18 protein-coding genes, 1 tRNA gene and 1 pseudogene are annotated in these 19,202 nt (G+C 48.6%); 14 read left to right on the top strand and 6 right to left on the bottom strand.

Annotation, left to right across the window (positions count from 1 at the left end; genetic code table 11):
• Nucleotides 1–34 precede the first annotated feature (34 nt).
• Nucleotides 35–820: a 16S rRNA (adenine(1518)-N(6)/adenine(1519)-N(6))-dimethyltransferase RsmA gene (gene rsmA / locus JCM15548_RS01920; protein WP_062122192.1), complete on the bottom strand. Its 786-nt coding sequence runs from the start codon at nt 818–820 to the stop codon at nt 35–37.
• A gap of 179 nt (nt 821–999) precedes the next feature.
• On the opposite strand from rsmA, the gene JCM15548_RS24945 reads away from it, so the two are divergent.
• From JCM15548_RS24945 to JCM15548_RS01895, 6 genes are all read left to right on the top strand, one after another.
• Nucleotides 1,000–1,566 (top strand): lysylphosphatidylglycerol synthase transmembrane domain-containing protein, encoded by a 567-nt coding sequence (locus JCM15548_RS24945; RefSeq protein ID WP_262486855.1) that lies wholly within the window; start codon nt 1,000–1,002, stop codon nt 1,564–1,566.
• Nucleotides 1,545–1,985, top strand: coding sequence for a lysylphosphatidylglycerol synthase domain-containing protein (locus JCM15548_RS24940; RefSeq protein ID WP_262486854.1), 441 nt, complete (start codon nt 1,545–1,547; stop codon nt 1,983–1,985). Before JCM15548_RS24945 ends, JCM15548_RS24940 begins: the two co-directional genes overlap by 22 nt.
• Nucleotides 1,982–2,617, top strand: a complete 636-nt coding sequence (locus JCM15548_RS01910; RefSeq protein ID WP_062122191.1) for a lysylphosphatidylglycerol synthase domain-containing protein — start codon at nt 1,982–1,984, stop codon at nt 2,615–2,617. The genes JCM15548_RS24940 and JCM15548_RS01910 overlap by 4 nt, the downstream gene beginning before the upstream one ends.
• Complete coding sequence (locus JCM15548_RS01905; RefSeq protein ID WP_062122190.1) at nt 2,614–2,943, top strand: hypothetical protein; 330 nt, start codon at nt 2,614–2,616, stop codon at nt 2,941–2,943. The genes JCM15548_RS01910 and JCM15548_RS01905 overlap by 4 nt, the downstream gene beginning before the upstream one ends.
• Before the next feature lie 136 nt (nt 2,944–3,079).
• Complete coding sequence (locus tag JCM15548_RS01900; protein ID WP_062122189.1) at nt 3,080–3,691, top strand: bifunctional nuclease family protein; 612 nt, start codon at nt 3,080–3,082, stop codon at nt 3,689–3,691.
• Between the two features lie 19 nt (nt 3,692–3,710).
• On the top strand, nt 3,711–5,117 hold the full coding sequence (locus tag JCM15548_RS01895) for a NupC/NupG family nucleoside CNT transporter (RefSeq protein WP_062122188.1): 1,407 nt from the start codon (nt 3,711–3,713) through the stop codon (nt 5,115–5,117).
• 56 nt (nt 5,118–5,173) lie between these two features.
• On the opposite strand, the gene trxA is transcribed toward JCM15548_RS01895, so the two are convergent.
• The 4 genes and pseudogenes from trxA to dnaE form a co-directional block, all read right to left on the bottom strand.
• Nucleotides 5,174–5,491 (bottom strand): thioredoxin, encoded by a 318-nt coding sequence (trxA, locus tag JCM15548_RS01890; protein WP_062122187.1) that lies wholly within the window; start codon nt 5,489–5,491, stop codon nt 5,174–5,176.
• Between the two features lie 133 nt (nt 5,492–5,624).
• On the bottom strand, nt 5,625–6,122 hold the full coding sequence (locus tag JCM15548_RS22625; protein ID WP_227625354.1) for an OB-fold nucleic acid binding domain-containing protein: 498 nt from the start codon (nt 6,120–6,122) through the stop codon (nt 5,625–5,627).
• Between the two features lie 393 nt (nt 6,123–6,515).
• Nucleotides 6,516–7,402: pseudogene (locus JCM15548_RS20890) on the bottom strand (helix-hairpin-helix domain-containing protein); the annotation flags it as partial.
• Nucleotides 7,309–9,414, bottom strand: coding sequence for a DNA polymerase III subunit alpha (gene dnaE, locus JCM15548_RS20885; protein ID WP_083984914.1), 2,106 nt, complete (start codon nt 9,412–9,414; stop codon nt 7,309–7,311). The gene dnaE and the pseudogene JCM15548_RS20890, both read right to left, overlap by 94 nt.
• 309 nt (nt 9,415–9,723) lie before the next feature.
• Here dnaE and JCM15548_RS01880 point away from each other — a divergent pair, with 309 nt between their 5' ends.
• From JCM15548_RS01880 to JCM15548_RS01855, 8 genes are all read left to right on the top strand, one after another.
• Complete coding sequence (locus JCM15548_RS01880) at nt 9,724–10,491, top strand: glycoside hydrolase family 27 protein (RefSeq protein WP_262486853.1); 768 nt, start codon at nt 9,724–9,726, stop codon at nt 10,489–10,491.
• Nucleotides 10,467–11,471, top strand: a complete 1,005-nt coding sequence (locus JCM15548_RS22620) for a hypothetical protein (protein ID WP_262486852.1) — start codon at nt 10,467–10,469, stop codon at nt 11,469–11,471. Before JCM15548_RS01880 ends, JCM15548_RS22620 begins: the two co-directional genes overlap by 25 nt.
• Complete coding sequence (locus JCM15548_RS22615) at nt 11,435–11,992, top strand: glycoside hydrolase family 26 protein (protein ID WP_083984913.1); 558 nt, start codon at nt 11,435–11,437, stop codon at nt 11,990–11,992. Before JCM15548_RS22620 ends, JCM15548_RS22615 begins: the two co-directional genes overlap by 37 nt.
• Nucleotides 11,993–12,036: 44 nt before the next feature.
• Nucleotides 12,037–13,215 (top strand): glycoside hydrolase family 130 protein, encoded by a 1,179-nt coding sequence (locus tag JCM15548_RS01870; RefSeq protein WP_062122186.1) that lies wholly within the window; start codon nt 12,037–12,039, stop codon nt 13,213–13,215.
• Between the two features lie 20 nt (nt 13,216–13,235).
• The gene (locus JCM15548_RS01865; protein ID WP_062122185.1) at nt 13,236–14,453 is read left to right on the top strand and encodes an AGE family epimerase/isomerase; all 1,218 of its coding nucleotides are present in this window, start codon (nt 13,236–13,238) and stop codon (nt 14,451–14,453) included.
• Between the two features lie 51 nt (nt 14,454–14,504).
• The gene (locus JCM15548_RS01860) at nt 14,505–15,470 is read left to right on the top strand and encodes an MFS transporter (RefSeq protein ID WP_227625339.1); all 966 of its coding nucleotides are present in this window, start codon (nt 14,505–14,507) and stop codon (nt 15,468–15,470) included.
• The gene (locus tag JCM15548_RS22610) at nt 15,440–15,901 is read left to right on the top strand and encodes an MFS transporter (protein WP_262486851.1); all 462 of its coding nucleotides are present in this window, start codon (nt 15,440–15,442) and stop codon (nt 15,899–15,901) included. The genes JCM15548_RS01860 and JCM15548_RS22610 overlap by 31 nt, the downstream gene beginning before the upstream one ends.
• Nucleotides 15,902–16,084: 183 nt before the next feature.
• Nucleotides 16,085–16,159 (top strand) — tRNA-Val (locus JCM15548_RS01855).
• A 91-nt stretch (nt 16,160–16,250) separates the two neighbouring features.
• On the opposite strand, the gene JCM15548_RS01850 is transcribed toward JCM15548_RS01855, so the two are convergent.
• Nucleotides 16,251–19,109 (bottom strand): DUF8487 domain-containing protein, encoded by a 2,859-nt coding sequence (locus JCM15548_RS01850; RefSeq protein WP_083984923.1) that lies wholly within the window; start codon nt 19,107–19,109, stop codon nt 16,251–16,253.
• Nucleotides 19,110–19,202: the final 93 nt, after the last annotated feature.

Here is a 19,202-nt window from a genome sequence, read left to right as displayed (position 1 = left end):
ACACGGAAATTTTTAAAGGTTACACAAAACGAAATCACTCACAAAGGGGGTGATCCTGGATCAATTGAGTCAGTTCCTGAAAGGCCTGCACCGACATTTGCTCTGGGCGCAGATTGAAAACAGGTAAGTGCATAACGGCCTCATGATTAAAAGCGATCTTTTTTAAGCTGTTACGCATGGTTTTTCGGCGGTGCAGAAAGGCCGCCTTGACAACCCTAATAAACAAACGTTCATCGCAGGGTAGTTGTTCTACATTGTTTCGAACCATGCGCAAAACGCCCGATTGAACTTTGGGGGGCGGTGTAAACACTTCAGGATCCACCGTAAACAGATACTCCACATCGAAGAAGGATTGCAGGAGCACACTTAAAATCCCGTATTCTTTGGAGCCCGGTCCCGAAGCCATGCGCCTGGCCACTTCATGCTGCAACATGCCCACCACTGAATGCACCTGATGGCGGTTGTCAAAAGCCTTAAAGAAAATCTGACTTGAAATATTATAGGGAAAATTGCCGATGATCGAGAATTTATCGGGAAACAACTTCTTAAAATCCATTTTTAAAAAGTCGCCTTCAATGATGCGCTTTTGTAATTGGGGATAATGTTGGTGGAGGTATTCTACCGATTCGGTATCAATCTCGACCAGATGAAGGTCCATATCACTGCGCTGTAACAAAAACTGTGTAAGAACACCCATTCCCGGCCCCACCTCAATGACTTGAGACGGAGGAGTTGTCAGACTTTCAGTTATCCGTCTGGCAATATCCAGATCGTTGAGAAAGTGCTGCCCCAGGTATTTCTTCGCTCTTACACGTTTCATAGTCCATGGTTACACAGTTTATACATGCTAAAGTTGGCACAAGGCCCTGCCATTTTTGGCGGTAAACGATACATTTTGTAACATTGCATGCCAAAAGCGCTGCAAAGGTAAAACTATTTTTCACACCCGAACCTTTTGCACAGCGCCGATTGCAATAAATATACGTAAAAAAACAGACTTTGAGAACAAAGCAGGCGAAAGTCCTCCAATTCATCCTGTTTTTGGCAACAGGCGCCTTGATTCTATGGTGGTTGTACCGCGATCAGGATCCGCAAAAACTATTGACCGCCATCAAAGAAGATGTCAATTATTGGTGGATACTGGCCTCGTTATTGGCCGGACTACTGAGTAATGTCAGTCGCACCATCCGCTGGCAAATGCTGATTACCCCTTTAAACGACAAGCGCCCCCGTTTCCTCAACACCTTTTTGGCCCTTACCATCGGCTATCTGGCGAACCTGGCCATTCCGCGTATGGGTGAAGTCTCCCGTTGTGCCGTTCTCAGCAAACATGAAAATATTTCCTTCACCCAACTCATAGGCACGGTAGTGGCCGAGCGGGCCCTGGACATCCTTTCGATGCTCGTTTCCTTACTATTGGTCGTGCTTCTGCAATTCAAAGTCCTCCATTCCATTACCGGCAGTGCCTTCGATTTTTCCCAACTTTTCAGCTCCTTTACCACGCCCACGCCCTATGTCATTGTGATTTTAATCGCTGGTTCCATTTGGCTCTTCAGAAAAAAATAAGAGCCAGCAGAGCCTTTTACCAAATAAAGGGCTTATGGGTAAAATTCAAGGAAGGCTTTCTCTCCTTCCGCAACGTGCCCAACAAACCCTGGTTTATAGGACATAGCATTCTCATCTTTGTGTTCTATTTTTTAATGATGTACCTCAACTTCTTTGCCTTCGGTTATACCAGTCACCTCACCCCTCTGGCAGCACTCACCGTTTTCGTTTTTGGCACGCTGGCCATGGTCGCTCCCGTACAGGGTGGCATCGGCCCCTGGCACTTCATGGTGATCATTGCATTGGTGGCCTATGGCGTCAGCAGCAGTGATGCCGGCATCTTTGCGCTGGTGGTGCATGGCGCCCTCAACATCATGATCATTGTGTTGGGACTCCTCGCTCTGCTGGCCCTGCCCTTCGTCAATAAGCCGGCTCAATGAGGAGGCGCCACCATAAGGTCGTAGCCCGCTTTTTACAATGGGGCCTATCCCTGGCAGCGCTGGCCTACATCACCTGGCGCCTGATTCAATTTAAGGATTGGGAACTGTTTTTTGACACGCTCTATCACCAACGCTGGCCACTGACCGGCCTTCTTTGTCTGCAACTGATGCTGGCCGTCATCAACATTGCCTTGGAAAGCGCTAAGTGGCGACAACTTTCAGGCGCCATCGTCCATCAATCCTGGCACAACACCCTTTATCAGGTGGTCAAAGGCATACAGACGGGCATGATCACCCCGGCCCGTGCAGGCGAACCGGTGGTTAAGGGACTTTTGTTGCGTTCGGGACTGCGCACGAAGGGTTTTCTGCTTTCAGCTACGGGCAGCATCATTCAAAACGTCGTTTTGATGTTGGGTGGACTGGCCGGGATCATACTCACCCAAAACCTCACGGCGGCAGACAATACCATCTTTGCCAACCTGCAAAAAGGCATCCTGGAATATTCGCTCATCACCACCCTGCAGTCGCCCTCATGGCCATCTTCCTGTACGTCCTGGCCCGCATATTTAAGAGCCGGCCCCTCGTCCGGCAACTATTGGCCCATCTCCGGGCCATTGGTCAATTGGGCGTGAGACGGACAGTGAAAGTGGGCGGACTAACCATTCTGCGGTATGCCATCTACAATTTTCAACTGTGGCTGATGCTTTGGTTTTTTGATATTTCAACGGGCTTATCAGACCTGGGTCTGATAATGACCTACTACGCAGCCATCACCCTATTGCCCACTATGGCGGTGGCCGACCTGGGCATACGAAGTTCGATCGCCCTGTTTCTTTTCAGCATGCTATCGCCCAACAGCGCAGGCATTGTTGCCTCCGTATTCTTAATCTGGGTCATCAACCTGGCGCTTCCATCCATAGTGGCAGCCCTCCTGCAACCAAGAGATGATTCCCAATAAATTGGCCCGAACATCCCTGTTCTAAAAACAAATTCCTATATTTGTTTTTGGAACCATAAATTGAATTTTAAAACCATCATTTTGGCCGGTACCAAAAACGTAACAGCTGATATTCAGGCAGAAAATCACCTTTTTCATGAACAAGCAAAAAGTAAAACTTAATATACTGGGACTTTCCTATTCGCAAACGCAATCAGGTGCCTACGCGCTTGTACTGGCGGAAGAAGAAGGCGAACGAAGAATCCCCATTATCATCGGCGGCGTGGAAGCCCAATCCATTGCCATCAAATTAGAAGGATTGGAACCGCCACGTCCCCTGACCCACGATTTGTTTCTGAATTTCGCCAAAGCCTTTCATGTTCAGTTGCTCGAAGTGGTGATTTACAAATTGGAAGAAGGCATTTTTTATTCTGAATTGGTTTGTGTTAAAAATGACGAAGTGGTACGCATTGACTCCCGCACCTCAGATGCCGTAGCTCTGGCCCTTCGTTTTAACTGCCCCATATTTACCTACGAAGAAATTCTCGCCAAAGCCGGCATTGTATTGGATTTTGGTGATGCCAAAGATGCCAACGGACCCGTAACAACTTCCGCCTCTTCCACCAGCGGAACCAAAGGTACTCCAGACAATCCTTTAGTCACCAAATCACTCGAAGAACTTCAGGTGATGCTCGACGAGGCGGTTCAATCTGAAAACTACGAGAAGGCTTCAAAAATCAGGGACGAAATCAATAAAAGAGATAAATAGTCCTACTCATACCACCTCTATGAAGAAATTCATTGCCCTGCTGCTCCTTGCCATTTTTAGCGCCTCAAGTCTGTTAGCCGAATCCACAGCCACCCTAAGCGAGGTCGCTGTTCCCGGAGGCGGCGGCTTTTCATTGACCGGTTTGCTTCGGGGAATCGTCGGCATGTCTGTTATCATAGCCATTTCCTGGGCTTTCAGCACCAACCGCAAAGCCATCAATTGGCGGGTGGTATTGATCGGATTGGCCCTTCAATTGGCGCTGGCCCTCAGCATTCTCTACGTTCCCTTTGTCCAGTCCATTTTCGATGTGGTGGGCAAGATCTTTGTCAAAATCCTCAGCTTTACCGAGGCGGGCGTTGAGTTCCTTTTCAGCAGCATGATCACTGGTCAGATTGAGTCTTCACTGATCAATTTTGCCATTACCATCTTGCCGACCATCATCTTCTTTTCCGCCATCACCAGTGTGCTGTTTTACTTTGGCATCATTCAAAAGGTGGTTTATTTTCTGGCTTTGGGCATGACCCGACTGCTCAAACTCTCCGGTGCCGAAAGTCTCTCGGTGGCGGGAAATATTTTTCTGGGACAGACCGAGTCGCCCCTGATGATCAAGGCCTACCTGGAGAAAATGAACCGCTCAGAAATGCTGCTGGTCATGGCCGGCGGTATGGCTACCCTGGCCGGCGGGGTATTGGCCGTTTACATAAAAGTATTGGGGGGTGGCGACCCGGTTCAGGAACTCATTTACGCCAAGCATCTGCTGGCCGCCTCCATCATGGCCGCACCCGGCGTGGTGGTCATTGCCAAAATTCTGGTGCCCCAGACCGAAGCCATTGAGAAAGAGGTGGAAGTCAGCAAGGAACGCATCGGCAAAAACGTACTGGATGCCATATCCAACGGCACCACCGAGGGCGTTCGCCTGGCCGTGAATGTGGCCGGTATGCTCCTGGTTTTTATCGCCTTCATTGCCATGTTCAATTTCATCTTTTTGAAGGTGGGCGACTGGACCGGCCTGAATGAAATCATTGCTTCCGCCACCAATGGCAGCTACACGGAACTTTCGTTGCAATTCATGCTGGGCTATTTATTTGCCCCCCTAATGTGGTTGTTGGGGGTTCCGGGTCCCGACATCGACCTGGTGGGACGGGTATTGGGTGAGAAACTCATCATGACGGAGTTCATTGGTTATGTCAGTCTGGGAGAACTCAAATCAACCGGCGCCTTCATGCAGGAAAAATCCATCATCATGGCCACCTACATTCTCTGCGGCTTTGCCAATGTGGCCTCCATCGGGATTCAGATTGGCGGCATCGGGTCACTGGCCCCCGGCAAACGGGTGCTGCTGTCTCAGTTGGGAATGCGGGCGCTGCTGGCGGGTACGCTGGCGTCGCTGCTTTCTGCCACTATTATCGGAATGATCCTAGGCTAAAAAAAACGGCTGTCTTGCGACAGCCGTTTTTTTATAAAGCTTTTGGCTTTTCTGAGTTATACGATGGCATCTAATTTAGAGGCCAAAATGGTTTTTGGTACGGCACCTACCTGCTTGTCCACCACTTCTCCGTTCTTAAAGAACAAAATGGTTGGAATGTTGCGAATGCCAAACTTTACAGAAGTTTCAGGGTTACTGTCCACATCCATTTTGGTAATGACGGCCGTGTCCTTATATTCTTCGGCCAGTTCAGCTACAACAGGAGCTACCATTCTACAAGGGCCACACCACTCAGCCCAAAAATCCACCAAAACCGGCTTATCCGCTTTCAAAACCAGTTCTTCAAAATTAGCATCAGTTACTTCAATTGCCATAATTTCTAAATTTTCTAATATAATTAATACGATACATTAACTTGCAAGGGATTACGCATTGGTAATCACTGTGAAAGATTAAACACTTAACAGCCTGCCTTGTTCAAAGATAACCAAATTTGCCATTTATTACCTAACTCAGCGACATAGAAATTTCCGGTCGCTCTTCAAAAAACCGAACCAACTCGCTGGTCAGGCTAACAGATACAGAGCGCGACAATAGCTGCACATGCTGTCGCTCATTTTCTTCGTCATACACCTGAAAACGCAGAGTCACCTTGCCTCTGTTTTCCATGGATATTTGGGCCAATTCCGTTACCACTTCATGCGTCAAGCCCTGTAAAGGAATGCGCAGGGTTAAATTTTGCACCTGGTTTTCGAGCACCTCCGACAAAAGCGAAATCTTATTCACCTTTACCTCCAGCACCTCCTCCTGATCCTCCTTCCAACGCTTGCGGGGTTGAACCCGGCCCTTCACCATCAAAAACCGTGCATTATTGATGATACTGACAAAATTGATGTAATCCTGACCAAAAAAGGCAAAATCAAAGGACCCGCTGAAGTCCTCCAGTGTCACAATGGCAAAATCATTTCCTTTTTTGGTGAGTCCCTTACGCACATTGGTGACCATGCCACCCACGGTAAATTCCCTGCCACGAATGGCTTCCAGATCACTGAAAGCACTCACCTGAAGATTACAGAAATTCCGCAGCTCCAGCTTGTAATCGTCCAGGGGATGGGCCGACAGATAAATACCAATCAGGTCCTTCTCCTTTTCGAGCTTCTCAAGCGTGGTAAATTCGTTGCACATGGGAATTTCCGGCTTCTTAATTTCGATGGCCATATCACCCGAACCAAACAAGGAATTTTGTGCCGAGGCCTTATCTACCTGGTAACGGTTGCCGTAACGCAGAATACGCTCAATAAAGGAGCCCTCTTCTCCGGGCATGGGTGCAAAGAATTGCGCCCGGTGCATTTTACCCAAATTATCAAAGGCACCAGCGGCTGCCAGAGCTTCCACGGCTTTTTTATTGATCACCTGGAGACTGATGCGCTCCACAAAATCAAACACATCTTTGAAGGGCCCCGCTTCTCCCGTTCTTTGATAATCTCCATCACCACGCCTTCACCCACACCTTTAATGGCAGCCATTCCAAAGCGCAGAGCGCCTTCCTTATTCACCGTAAACTTGAGGAAACTCTCATTCAAATCGGGTCCCAGCACATCCATGCCCATGCGCCGGCACTCCTCCATGAAGGTGGTAATTTTGGTAATGTCGCTGAGGTTGCGGCTCAATACCCCCGCCATAAACTCCGCCGGATAGTGGGCTTTAAGGTAACCCGTTTGATACGCCAAATTGGCATAACACACCGAGTGCGACTTGTTAAAGGCATAACTGGCAAAGGCTTCCCAGTCCTTCCATATTTTGTCGATGACCTCCTGCGGTTTTTTATCCAGTTCCTCGCAGCCTTTGACAAAATCGGGGTTCGCTTTACAGCCTTCATCGAATTTGGCCTTCAGTTTGGCCATCATGTCAAAAAGCTTTTTACCCATGGCCTTCCGCAGGGAGTCGGATTCACCACGGGTGAAGCCGCCCAGCTTACGTGACAAGAGCATCACCTGCTCCTGAAAGACCGTAATACCATAGGTGTCTTTCAGATAGGATTCCATCAAGGGGTGATCGTAGTAGATGTCTTCCCGACCGTGTTTACGTGCTACATAGTTGGGAATGTATTCCATGGGACCCGGGCGGTACAGGGCATTCATGGCCACCAGATCTTCAAAACGGTTGGGTTGCAACTCCCGCAGGTACTTTTTCATACCGGCCGACTCAAACTGGAAAATGGCGGTGGTTTCTCCCTTACTGAACAACTGAAAGGTTTTTTCGTCATCATCCGGAATCTGCTCCATGTCCACATCCAAGCCTTTGGAAAGTTTGATGGCTCCAAAGCTTCCTTGATAATCGACAAAGTTTTTAAGCCCAGAAAGTCCATCTTCAACAAACCGATGGATTCGACCAGCGTGCCATCGTACTGGGTCACCAACAAATTGGCTTCCTTGGCCGGCATCAGGGGGATGTGCTCATCCAGCGGATCGCGCCCTATGAGCACGCCACAGGCGTGCACACCGGTCTGCCGGATAGAACCTTCCAAATCACAGGCCAGTTCAAGCGTCTTCAACAACTTGCCGTCCTCCTCCATCCGTCCCTTGATAATTTCGCGGGCAAAAATCTGCAGCATTTCCATACGGGCGGCCTCTTTATCCTTGCCACCATTACGGGCTTCAGAGAGTTTCTTCTCGATGTGCACCAAAGCCAGATCCACGCTGCCCTTTTCTTTTTCAAGCGAAATAACCTCCCTGAAAGCATTGGCCAGCTTGGTGCCCGGTTTTTCAGGAATCAATTTGGAAATGCGGTCGGTTTCCGAAAGCGGCAGCCTTAGCACCCGCCCCACGTCCTTTATGGCCGACTTGGCGGCCATGGTTCCCAAGGTGCAAATATGCGCCACCTTATCCTTGCCATATTTCTGAGCCACCCAATCGAGTACCAAAGCCCGGCCATCGTCATCAAAATCGATGTCCACATCGGGCATGGAAATACGGTCCGGATTAAGGAAACGCTCGAACAGCAAATCATATTTAATGGGGTCCACCGAGGTAATTCCCACACAGTAGGCCACCGCCGATCCCGCGGCCGATCCCCGGCCGGGGCCCACCAGCACGCCCATGTCGCGGGCCGCATTGATAAAATCCTGAACAATCAGGAAGTATCCGGGAAAACCCATGGTTTTCACCGTCTCCAGCTCAAAATCAATCCGCTCCTTCACATGATCCGGTAAGGGATCACCGTAAAACTTTTTGGCCCCCTTATAAGTCAGATGCTCCAGATAGTCTGCCTCCAGCTTTACCCGCAGCAGGTGGTCGTAATCACCTCCCAGACTTTCATAACGCTCGGGGCCAAACTCCTGCTTTAAATCGTCTTCGGTGAATTGGGTTTTATAGCCTTCCCAGGTTCCAAAATCTTCCGGTATGGGGAACAGCGGCATAATGGGGCCTGAGTTGAGTTCAAAGGCCTCCACCTTCTCGGCAATTTCCTGCGTGCTTAACAAAGCTTCCGGCACATCGGCAAAAAGCCGGTTCATTTCTTCCGTGGTTTTGAACCACTCCTGGCGGGTATAGCGCATACGGGATTCATCCTCCTGATCCTTGCCCGTATTCATACATATCATAATGTCATGCGCCTCTGCCATTTTTGCGTCGGCAAAATGCACATCGTTGGCTGCCACCACCTTAACCCCCAGCTCCTTCGACAACATCAACAACTGCTCATTGACCCGCACCTGTTCATCGTAAACCAGCTCTCGCATGCGCGGATCTTCCGAAGGGTGCCGCTGCAGTTCCAGATAGTAATCCTCCCCAAAAATATCCTTGTACCATAAAATGGCCTGACGGGCACCATCCAAATCGTTATTCATGATTTTTCTGGGCACCTCACCACCCAGACAGGCAGAAGTCACAATCAAACCTTCATGGTGCTTCTCCAACAGTTGTTTATCAATACGTGGCCGGTAAAAGAACCCTTCCACACTGGCAATCGAAGTCAGCTTTAACAAATTCCGGTAGCCCGTCTTGTTCTTGGCCAGCAAAATAAGGTGGCGTCCCGACCGGTCCAACACCTTATCGGACCGGTCAGCAATGGTCCGCTCAGCCACATAAGCTTCCACCCCCATAATGGGTTTCACCCCCTTCTTTTTACAGGTATCAAAAAACTCCTTGATGCCCATCATGTTGCCATGGTCGGTCAGTGCAATGGCTTTCATCCCGTCTTCAGCGGCCTTACTGACCAAAGCGCTAACGCTGGCCTGACCATCCAAAATAGAATATTGCGAGTGCACATGCAGGTGTGTGAAGGGAATTAACGACATAAGAATAATGGCTTAAAAGCGTCCGTGAGAATAAAAAAACAAAAATAACAAATTGCGCAAAGAGGTAACAGGCATTCATCAAAAAAGGTTGAACAAGCCTTCTAAGGGAATAATAATTAAGACCTTAAAAATAGAGGTCGGCAGATAAATGGCCGGATTTATAATCTTATAAGTAAGTGATAGAATTGTATTTGTTGCGAAGGGGTTTTCCATCTAATTTGCAGCCGTTAAAACACCTCATTGGCCCACCCCCTTTACACCCCGCTTTTTGGCAGATACCGATCTTATTAATCTTTTAAAGCCGGCAACATGAAGACAAGTCTTTTGACATTTATGGCACTGATGATATTGGCGTTGAATCCACATGCGCAGAAATTTGAAAATTTGGCCCTGACCCCACCAATGGGCTGGAACAGCTGGAACAAATTTCAGTGCGAAATTAATGAAGACATGATCCGCCAAATGGCGGATGCCATGGTTGAAACGGGTATGAGAGATGCCGGTTACGAGTACATTGTGATTGACGACTGCTGGCACGCCCAACGGGACAGTCTGGGCTTTATCCAGGCAGATCCCGATCGCTTTCCTTCAGGGATGAAGGCCTTGGCAGATTATATCCACGCCAAAGGCTTAAAGTTCGGCATCTACTCAGATGCCGGCAACACAACTTGTGCCGGTTACCCCGGGAGTCGGGGACATGAATACCAGGATGCCAAAACCTATGCCTCCTGGGGCATCGACTATTTAAAGTATGACTGGTGCGATACCGAAGGCCTGACGGGAATTGGCGCTTATACCACCATGAGTCAGGCACTCAAAGAAGCCGGCAGACCCATCGTTTTCAGCCTGTGCGACTGGGGCCACAATAAACCTTGGGAATGGGCCCGTGAAGTAGGACACCTTTGGCGCACCACCGGAGATATATACAACTGCTGGGACTGCGAACACAGCCATGGTGACTGGTCGTCCTGGGGCATTTTGAAAATACTGGACATGCACCGCGAATTCAACATCCGAAAGTATCAGGCCCCGGTCACTATAATGACCCCGATATGCTGCAGGTTGGTAACGGAATGAGTGTCAACGAAGACCGGGGCCATTTCTCCATTTGGGCCATGCTATCGGCACCCCTTATATCCGGAAACGACCTGCGCAACATGACCGAAGAAACCCTCGAAATACTCACCAACGATGAGGTGATTGCCGTTAACCAGGACAAACTGGCGATTCAGGCTTTCCGCTACCTGGTAGATGGCGACCTGGAAATCTGGTTTAAACCTTTAAGCGAAAACCAATGGGCCGTGATGTTTCTTAACAGGGGGGATGCAGCCATTGATGTGTCCTTCGACTGGAAAGACCATGTGATTACCGACGAGGTATTTAACCGACAGGTGGATTTTTCAAAATCCACCCATAGCATTCGTGATGTCTGGGCCAAAAAAGACCAGGGCACCACCTCCAAAAAACTGAGTATCGGGATACCCGGTCGTGATGTGTGGATGGCCACCCTGTTGTCGTGCCAGTCCCAAGCCAAAGAGGAAGCACCTAAATCTTCCTCCCAAGTACTATTTGAAAACCTGCAGTCCATGGCCGGAGAAGCCACCCTCTTTGGCCACCAGGACGATTTGGCCTATGGCATTGGCTGGAAGTATGTGGAAGGGGAGTCAGACGTGAAGCGTCTGGCCGGTGATTATCCGGCCCTGTTCGGTTGGGAGTTGGGCGGTATAGAATTGGGCCATGCGGTGAACCTCGACCAGGTGCCTTTTGATACCATGCGGGAACTGGCCCTTTGGGCACACAAAAATGGCGCGGTGAATACCTTTAGCTGGCACCCCTATTCGGCCGTGGACAGCACCAAAAGTTCCTGGGAAACCGATGAGGTGGTCGTTCGACACATCCTGCCCGGTGGTTCCCACCACGAGGTCTTTCTGGACCACCTGGATAAGGTCGTTGCCTTTTTCAAAGCACTCAAAACCGGGGAAGGCGAAGCATCCCATTTATTTTCCGACCCTGGCATGAAATGGATGGCAGCTGGTTCTGGTGGGGCGCCTCATTGACAACACCCGAAGAATTAAAAGCACTATTCCGCTTCAGCATCGAATATCTGCACAAAAATGGCGTCACTAATTTTCTGACGGCCTACTCGCCCGACCGCCATTTTAATTCGCAGGAAGAATATCTCACCTGGTACCCGGGCGATGACCTGGTCGACATCATTGGGGTGGACAATTATTACGATCTGAGTCAGGGAGCAACCGGACTGCAGGCGGCCATCCAAAAGCTGGAGATTGTGGCGAAGTATGCCGACCAGACCGGCAAAGTGGCTGCCTTTACAGAAACCGGCCTCGACGGTATTGGTGACGAAAACTGGTACACAGAAACCTTAGGTGCCCTGATCAACGCTTCTGAGTGGACCCGTAAAACAACCTATGCCATGGTATGGCGCAACCACGACCTGAGCCACTTTTATGTACCGCACACCGGGCATCCGGCAGCCGAAGATTTTAAGGCCTTCGTGAAACAGGAAAACATCTGGTTATTAAAGGACTGGTCAGCCTATACCACGGACAAAGAATAAAGGTCTCACCCTCAAACAAGTAAAAAACAAAATAACATACCATTATGCCAAACAATTCTTTTACGAGTCGCTTTCAACATATCCGGGCGACGCATGAACAACTGTTAGAAAAGTCCAACGAAGCGCTCTTCAGCACAAACGGTGTTTACAGCAGATACAAAAACCCCATTCTGACCCGCGACCATATTCCCTTGCACTGGCGATTTGACATGAACCCGGAAACGAACCCGCATTTCATGGAGCGCATTGGCTTTAATGCCACCTTCAATGCCGGTGCCATCAAATGGAAGGGCAAGTATCTTTTAGCGGTGCGCGTGGAGGGCAACGACCGAAAATCCTTCTTTGCCATCGCCGAAAGTCCGAATGGCATTGACAATTTCCGCTTCTGGGACCGCCCCATCACGCTGCCCCAAAACGATGAACCGGACACCAATGTGTACGACATGCGCCTGACACCACACGATGATGGCTATATCTACGGCGTATTCTGCACCGAACGCAAAGACCCATCGGCACCCAAGGGCGACACCAGCAGCGCCGTGGCAGCAGCAGGGATTGCCCGGACCAAGGACTTAATCGCCTGGGAGCGCCTGCCCGATTTAATTTCCACTACCGGACAACAACGCAACGTGGTGTTGTTTCCGCATCTGATTGAAGGTCAATATGCCTTTTACACACGTCCCCAGGACGGTTTCATTGATACCGGCAAAGGCGGCGGCATCGGCTTTGGTCTGTCAAAAAGCATCACCAAAGCCGAAGTCAGGGAGGAAGTCATCGTGGATGCCAAAACCTATCACACCATCTACGAAGTCAAAAACGGTCTGGGCCCTGCCCCCATCCGAACGGAAAACGGCTGGCTGCAACTGGCCCACGGGGTTAGAAATACGGCGGCGGGACTACGTTATACTTTGTATGTGTTCATGACAGATTTGGAAAAGCCCTGGGTCATTACCCACAAACCGGCCGGACATTTTATCGCTCCGCTGGAAGCAGAGCGCGTGGGAGATGTGTCCAATGTGGTATTTTCCAACGGATGGATCGCCGATGACGATGGAAAGGTATTCATCTATTATGCCTCATCCGACACCCGCATGCACGTCGCCGTTTCAAGTCTGGAGCAACTGGTGGATTATTGTTTGAACACCCCCCAGGACGACCTCACAAGCGCTGCTTCTGTAGAGCGCATCAACCAACTGGTTGACAACAACCAAAAATACATCTGATTCACCGACCATTCAACACCATGCAAGCATTGTCACATACTTTTAAAACGTCATTAATAGAAGGGTATAAAGACATCCTTCAGTTTTGGCAGGAACACTCCATCGATCAGGCGTTTGGAGGATTTTACGGAGAGATGGATCGCCGGGGAAAGGCCGTTCCATCAGCCCCCAAAGGCCTTGTGCTGAATGCACGCATCCTGTGGACCTTCTCCTCCGCCTACAACTTTTTAAAGGAGGAGGCCTACCTTCAGGTGGCCCATCGCGCTTATCAATACCTCATCGACCACTTCTGGGACAAAACGCATGGCGGCCTTTTCTGGAGTCTCAACCACAAAGGGGAGCTGCTGGATGGCCGCAAGCAAATTTATGCCCAAGGCTTTGGCATCTATGGTTTGTCGGAATACTATAAAGCCACCCACAAGCAGGAGAGCCTGGATTATGCCCTTGAACTGTACCATCTGATTGAAAAACACAGTGCCGATCCGGTTCATGGCGGCTACCTCGAAGCCCTTTCACGGGAGTGGGGCCCCATGGAAGATATGCGCCTGAGTCCCAAGGATGCCAATGAGCCCAAGTCGATGAACACCCATCTGCACATCATTGAGCCCTATACCAACCTGTTTCGTGTGTGGCCCAAGGCGGAGCTGGGACAAAAAATGGAGGCACTCATCCGTGTTTTTCTGGATAAAATCATTGATAACACCACCGCCCACTTCCAACTTTTCTTTGAAAGGGACTGGACGGTCAAATCCAATATGGTATCCTATGGCCACGATATTGAAGGGGCCTGGCTTTTACATGAAGCCGCGGAGGTGTTGGGCGACCCACAATTGCTCAAAGAAGTGCAGGCCATGAGTCTGCGTATGGCCGAGGTCACCTTGCGCGAAGGATGTTCAAGCGATGGTTCCATCTTTTATGAAAAAGACTTATCTTCCGGTCATCTGGATCAGGACCGCCACTGGTGGGTGCAGGCCGAAGGCATGGTTGGTTTCATGGATGCCTGGCAAATATCCGGCCAACCGCTGTACCTGGAAAAGGTGTATGCTTTATGGGCCTACATTGAGCAAAACCTCATCGATCGGGAAAACGGCGAATGGTTCTTAAGCATCGATGCAACAGGAAAACCAGAATTGACGGCCCCCAAAGGGGGGTTCTGGAAATGCCCCTATCACAATACCCGGGCCCTCATGGAATTGACCAGTCGAATAAAACAGTCATCCCTTTACCTATCAACCTAATGATCTAATAACCTTACGATCTATTGTTACCTAAAAATCAATTCAACTCGTATGACCATTACTAAAGTCACGCTCAAAGAAAAAATAGCTTATGGATTTGGCGATGCAGCCTCATCCATGTTCTGGAAGATTTTCACCTTCTATCTGGCCATTTTCTATACCGATGTATTTGGCATACCCGCCGCCGCAGCAGGTACCATGTTTCTGGTGACCCGAATTTGGGATACCGCCAACGACCCCATTATGGGCATCATTGGCGACCGCACCAAGACCCGCTGGGGCAAATTCAGGCCCTACCTGTTATGGGTGGCCTTCCCCTTTGCCATTATCGGGGTGCTGCTTTTTACCACGCCCGATCTCGATCTGACCGGCAAAATTGTTTATGCCTACATATCCTACACACTCATGATGATGGCCTATACGGCCATCAACGTGCCGTATGCCAGTCTGCTGGGCGTAATGACGGCCAATGGCAATGAGCGCACGAGCTTTGCCTCCTACCGCATGATTTTTGCCTTCGGGGGTAGTCTGCTGGTGGTCGCCATCTTTCAACCCATGGTAGACTTCTTCGGCGGAATGGTCCCGGTGTCAACGGCTTACCAGCTCACCATGGTGGTGATAGGGGTCATTGCCATCGGCTTTTTCCTGATGACCTTCTCGTGGACCCGGGAACGCATCACCCCACCCAAAGACCAGAAGAACAACCTCAAAGAAGATCTCAAAAATCTGGGGAAAAACATTCCCTGGTTTGTCCTGTTAGGGGCCGGTGTCGCCACCCTCATTTTCAACTCGGTGCGGGATGGTGTAGCCATGTACTATTTTAAATACTACATCAGCGATGATTTTTCCCGTGAATCGGCCGTGGCCTTTTCCAAAATGACCTTTGCCTACAGCACCTTTTACCTGTTCCTGGGTCAGGCCACCAACATGATTGGTGTGATAATGGCCAAACCGGTCTCTGCCATTCTGGCAAGCGCAAAACCTTTATGTATGCCATGTTTGGCGCCGCCATTCTAAGTGTTTTCTTCAACTTTGTGACCCGCGACAGCCTCTACCTTATTTACATCCTGCAGGCCCTCATCAGCTTCTGTGCCGGTATTATTTTCCCCTTGTTGTGGTCGATGTATGCCGATACGGCCGACTACTCGCAGTGGCAGACGGGCCGACGGGCCACCGGTTTGGTCTTTTCAGCCTCCAGCATGACGCAAAAACTGGGATGGACCCTGGGTGGTTCCATCACCCTTTGGCTGTTGGCGCTCTACGGATTTCAGGCCAATGTGGAACAGGCACCTGAAACCATTAAGGGCATTAAGTACATGATGAGCTATGTGCCGGGCATTGCCGCACTTATTTCAGGTTTGTTTATGATTTTTTACAAGCTGAGCGACCAAAAAATGGAGGAAATCATTGCCGATCTGGATGCCAAAAGAGCTACAGAAGAAAAATAATCACCCCCGGGATTTGGCTTGGTGTTAATTTATGTCTATATTTGTCCCCGAAACGCAAAAAGCCTTTCCTTAAAAATCAGCCCGAAGAAAAATCTCAAAAAAAGGTCCTTAATCAGGGATCTTTTTTTGTTTAGGAAGCACCGCATTTTTAGAAATTTCCCTTACATTTGCACCACAACAAAGGGGTTGTTAGCTCAGTTGGTTTAGAGCATTACCTTGACAGGGTAGGGGTCACTGGTTCGAATCCAGTACAACCCACAGTGAATGATATCTATTCAGAAAAAAATCCCGGTCCATCGATGATGGGCCGGTTTTTTTTTAGCGGATCAACCTTTCTCAAATTTTATCATTAGTCGTAAATGCTTCCGTTGTTGATGTCCGATTCACTTCTGCTAATAAGTGAAACGATTTCATTAATGGATGCATCTCCTGAAGGATGGAAACTTTCACCCTTCACATAGTTCAATAAACTGTGCAACAATTGCCTGGCTACCGGACGGTTGGACATGTCCGTAGATAAATCCATGGTACAGAAAAGCAATTTTCCTGTTCCCACCTTTGTTTCAAAAATGGATGACAAACTGCTGTTCCGATTAAAATTATCTATATTAATCAAAATCGGATCGGCGCCGGGAATACTGTCAATTGAAACAACACGGGACTGTTTGCACAGGTCCCACCACTGCCAGTTAGAATGAGCATCCGTGGGAAAATCATTAAACGCAGCATGGGTCGGATCACAAAGTAAACCCATAGTTCCTGCCTGATTCGGGAAATGAACCGGACTCCAGAAAACAGGAACAAATTTACCTTCCAAACCATTTATCTTGTTAAAATCAGGATTGAAAAGAACCTTTCTGCCTTCATCCAAAGCTTTGGACGCTTCGGACAAGTCTCTGGTGTATAATACATCTCCCATTACGGTATTTAGTTCCGCCGGATAAACCCACACATCCCAGCTATTGGCATAATCACCAACTGTTACTTCCAGATTTAGTTTTTCTGCCTTATTAATCTCATTCAATTTGGCGGAAATTGTTCCCAGATCAGAATTGGCACCGATATTTATCTCAGGTGCTTTGACAATGCCACTCTCTCTGAAATCACTCATTGTGGATGTCAGCTCCCAGGATATTTCCCCACCTGGTAGTATGGTATCAGAATAGTTGGAGACGGCCAATACAGCAGAAAACTCCTCATTATTCAGATAAACTGCTTTTGGAAAATTGGCAAAAGGTACAACCGGCGCAGAAAATTGCCGGTATTCTTCAGAACTTATTACTCCTTTGTTTTCCCAAAAAGCATCCAATAAACCAACAAGTGCTGTACCTTGTCCCGGAAAATCATGCAAATCAAGAAGCTGATAGCCACTTAAACCATCCGATTTAATGGCGCGTTCTATCTCTTCTTTATAGAGAATGGCCGCAAACTTTCCGGTAGCCTTCAAATAATCATCCGCTCTGTCTAACAAGCCCTTTTGTTGCATATCCTCACGTACTGCCTTGAAATTTAAAGGTTCTAAAACGCCTGTGTATTTATCAATCTCCCTTAAATTGGGAAAAACGGCATACTGCCCTATCTCGTGGGTAACCAGCGGAACCGGCAAACCCTCAATGGATGAAGTATACTTTTTATCAAAACTGGGGTATTCCGTGTCGAAAAGGCCCTGACCCCTCACCCAGCCTTTTTTCGTAATTTGCGTGGTAAAATAATCGTCATGGGGTTCGGGCCACTTCCCATGACCTTCCTGAAAGGTATAAGCAGTTGTTGCATACAAATGACGCTTGTCCCTGTCTTTCAAATCCAGTAAAATGGATTCTAAAATCTCAAAATCTCCTTGTAATTCATTGCCCAGGCACCAGAAACTGAAGGACGGATGATTACCATATTCCCGAATCATGCGATCGGCTTCATCCTTCAAAAACGCAACCGTGGGCATATCTTCACCAATATCCAGGGTCCATACCGGCAACTCAGGCTGAAGATAAAAGCCCATCTCATCGGCGACCTCAAAGGCGGCTTTAGGCGGGCACCAGGAATGGAAACGCAAATGATTCAATCCCCATTCTCTGGCAGTAGTAAAAACCTTTTCCCAACCAGCCTTATCCATTGGCGGATGCCCGGTTAAAGGAAATATGTTACATTCCAGTGTTCCACGTAGAAACAACCTTCGGCCATTGATTTGGAATTTAGCGTCGTTGTTCGTAATCTGTCGCATACCAAAGGTCGTGGTGTGCTGATCAGCAAAGCCGTCTCCTTCAATACTGGCATGCATGACGTATAAATTTGGATTAAACTCATCCCAAAGCTTGATGTCATCACCCATCGGGTAGATAAATTCAACCATTTGTTGGCCGGGGGCCAGAGAAACTTCCCTGTTTAGTGAAGATAAGGCATCACTTCCACCTTTCAATTGACTCCAGATATTCAAAACACCCCTTACTTCTTGCGAAGTTTGATTGGAAACCTGGCACACCACCCTGCAATTTTGATTGTCCACATCGGGGTATACCTGAATATTGGATACAAAAACAGGGTCAGAAGCAGTAAGATTGAGATCTCCGATGACCCCGTTCCAGATGATCTGTGTTTCGTTGGTATAAGCATGTGCCATTTCACGAACACTGATACTGTGTTTCTTTCGGTTATCGATCCGTATGGTAATCAAGTGTTCTCCGGGAGTTAAGACTTGTGAAAGATCGTAATAATGTGGCGCTATGAGACTTTCTTGCGAGCCAACCGGCTGGTCATTGATCCAAACCCGGCTTTCCCATATGACCCTGCCTAATTTCAGGCTTATATTCTTGCCTTTCCAATTCTCAGGAATAAGCACTTTTTTCTGATACCAGACTGGCCCTGTGTAAGAATGTTTCCGCGTCAGGCGTAAAACCTGAGGCTTTTCAAGCTTTGGCATCAGGGTATTGGGTGTTCCTATTCCAGCATCGTCTAAGGTCCCGGGTAGTTTTACACTCCCTGAGAGTTCATTTTCAAACCACTTGTCTGATACACCCACATCCGTAGAATCCAGCGCAAAGCCCCAATTTCCGGATAAATCAATTTGCCTGACGTCGCTGCTGCAAGAGGAGGCCATACTAAGAACAGAAAACAGAATCCCCCAAAGATTCAGTCGAAATAAATGGCTCTTTACTCCCGGAGCCAAATACCAAACACCCTTATTCCTTTTTACTTTATCCACTCGTTGTCCCATAACATCCATTTTTTTATTCCAAATATAACCCCAAATTCATTAACCGTTGTAGAAACGGTAATCCCTCTTTCGATGGACCATAGTCGGGAGAGC

The organism is Geofilum rubicundum JCM 15548, assembly GCF_000974365.1.
Lineage (GTDB): Bacteria > Bacteroidota > Bacteroidia > Bacteroidales > Marinilabiliaceae > Geofilum > Geofilum rubicundum.
This window is presented reverse-complemented; position numbering and strand designations above follow the sequence as displayed.

What these genes read in the sequence shown, in the direction of transcription:
- rsmA (WP_062122192.1), bottom strand. Translation starts at nt 820, where the DNA reads ATGAAACGTGTAAGAGCGAAGAAATACCTGGGGCAGCACTTTCTCAAC.
- JCM15548_RS01910 (WP_062122191.1), top strand. Translation starts at nt 1,982, where the DNA reads ATGAGGAGGCGCCACCATAAGGTCGTAGCCCGCTTTTTACAATGGGGC.
- JCM15548_RS01900 (WP_062122189.1), top strand. Translation starts at nt 3,080, where the DNA reads ATGAACAAGCAAAAAGTAAAACTTAATATACTGGGACTTTCCTATTCG.
- JCM15548_RS01895 (WP_062122188.1), top strand. Translation starts at nt 3,711, where the DNA reads ATGAAGAAATTCATTGCCCTGCTGCTCCTTGCCATTTTTAGCGCCTCA.
- trxA (WP_062122187.1), bottom strand. Translation starts at nt 5,491, where the DNA reads ATGGCAATTGAAGTAACTGATGCTAATTTTGAAGAACTGGTTTTGAAA.
- JCM15548_RS22625 (WP_227625354.1), bottom strand. Translation starts at nt 6,122, where the DNA reads ATGGTCACCAATGTGCGTAAGGGACTCACCAAAAAAGGAAATGATTTT.
- dnaE (WP_083984914.1), bottom strand. Translation starts at nt 9,414, where the DNA reads ATGTCGTTAATTCCCTTCACACACCTGCATGTGCACTCGCAATATTCT.
- JCM15548_RS01880 (WP_262486853.1), top strand. Translation starts at nt 9,724, where the DNA reads ATGAAGACAAGTCTTTTGACATTTATGGCACTGATGATATTGGCGTTG.
- JCM15548_RS22620 (WP_262486852.1), top strand. Translation starts at nt 10,467, where the DNA reads ATGCTGCAGGTTGGTAACGGAATGAGTGTCAACGAAGACCGGGGCCAT.
- JCM15548_RS22615 (WP_083984913.1), top strand. Translation starts at nt 11,435, where the DNA reads ATGGATGGCAGCTGGTTCTGGTGGGGCGCCTCATTGACAACACCCGAA.
- JCM15548_RS01870 (WP_062122186.1), top strand. Translation starts at nt 12,037, where the DNA reads ATGCCAAACAATTCTTTTACGAGTCGCTTTCAACATATCCGGGCGACG.
- JCM15548_RS01865 (WP_062122185.1), top strand. Translation starts at nt 13,236, where the DNA reads ATGCAAGCATTGTCACATACTTTTAAAACGTCATTAATAGAAGGGTAT.
- JCM15548_RS01860 (WP_227625339.1), top strand. Translation starts at nt 14,505, where the DNA reads ATGACCATTACTAAAGTCACGCTCAAAGAAAAAATAGCTTATGGATTT.
- JCM15548_RS22610 (WP_262486851.1), top strand. Translation starts at nt 15,440, where the DNA reads ATGTATGCCATGTTTGGCGCCGCCATTCTAAGTGTTTTCTTCAACTTT.
- JCM15548_RS01850 (WP_083984923.1), bottom strand. Translation starts at nt 19,109, where the DNA reads ATGGGACAACGAGTGGATAAAGTAAAAAGGAATAAGGGTGTTTGGTAT.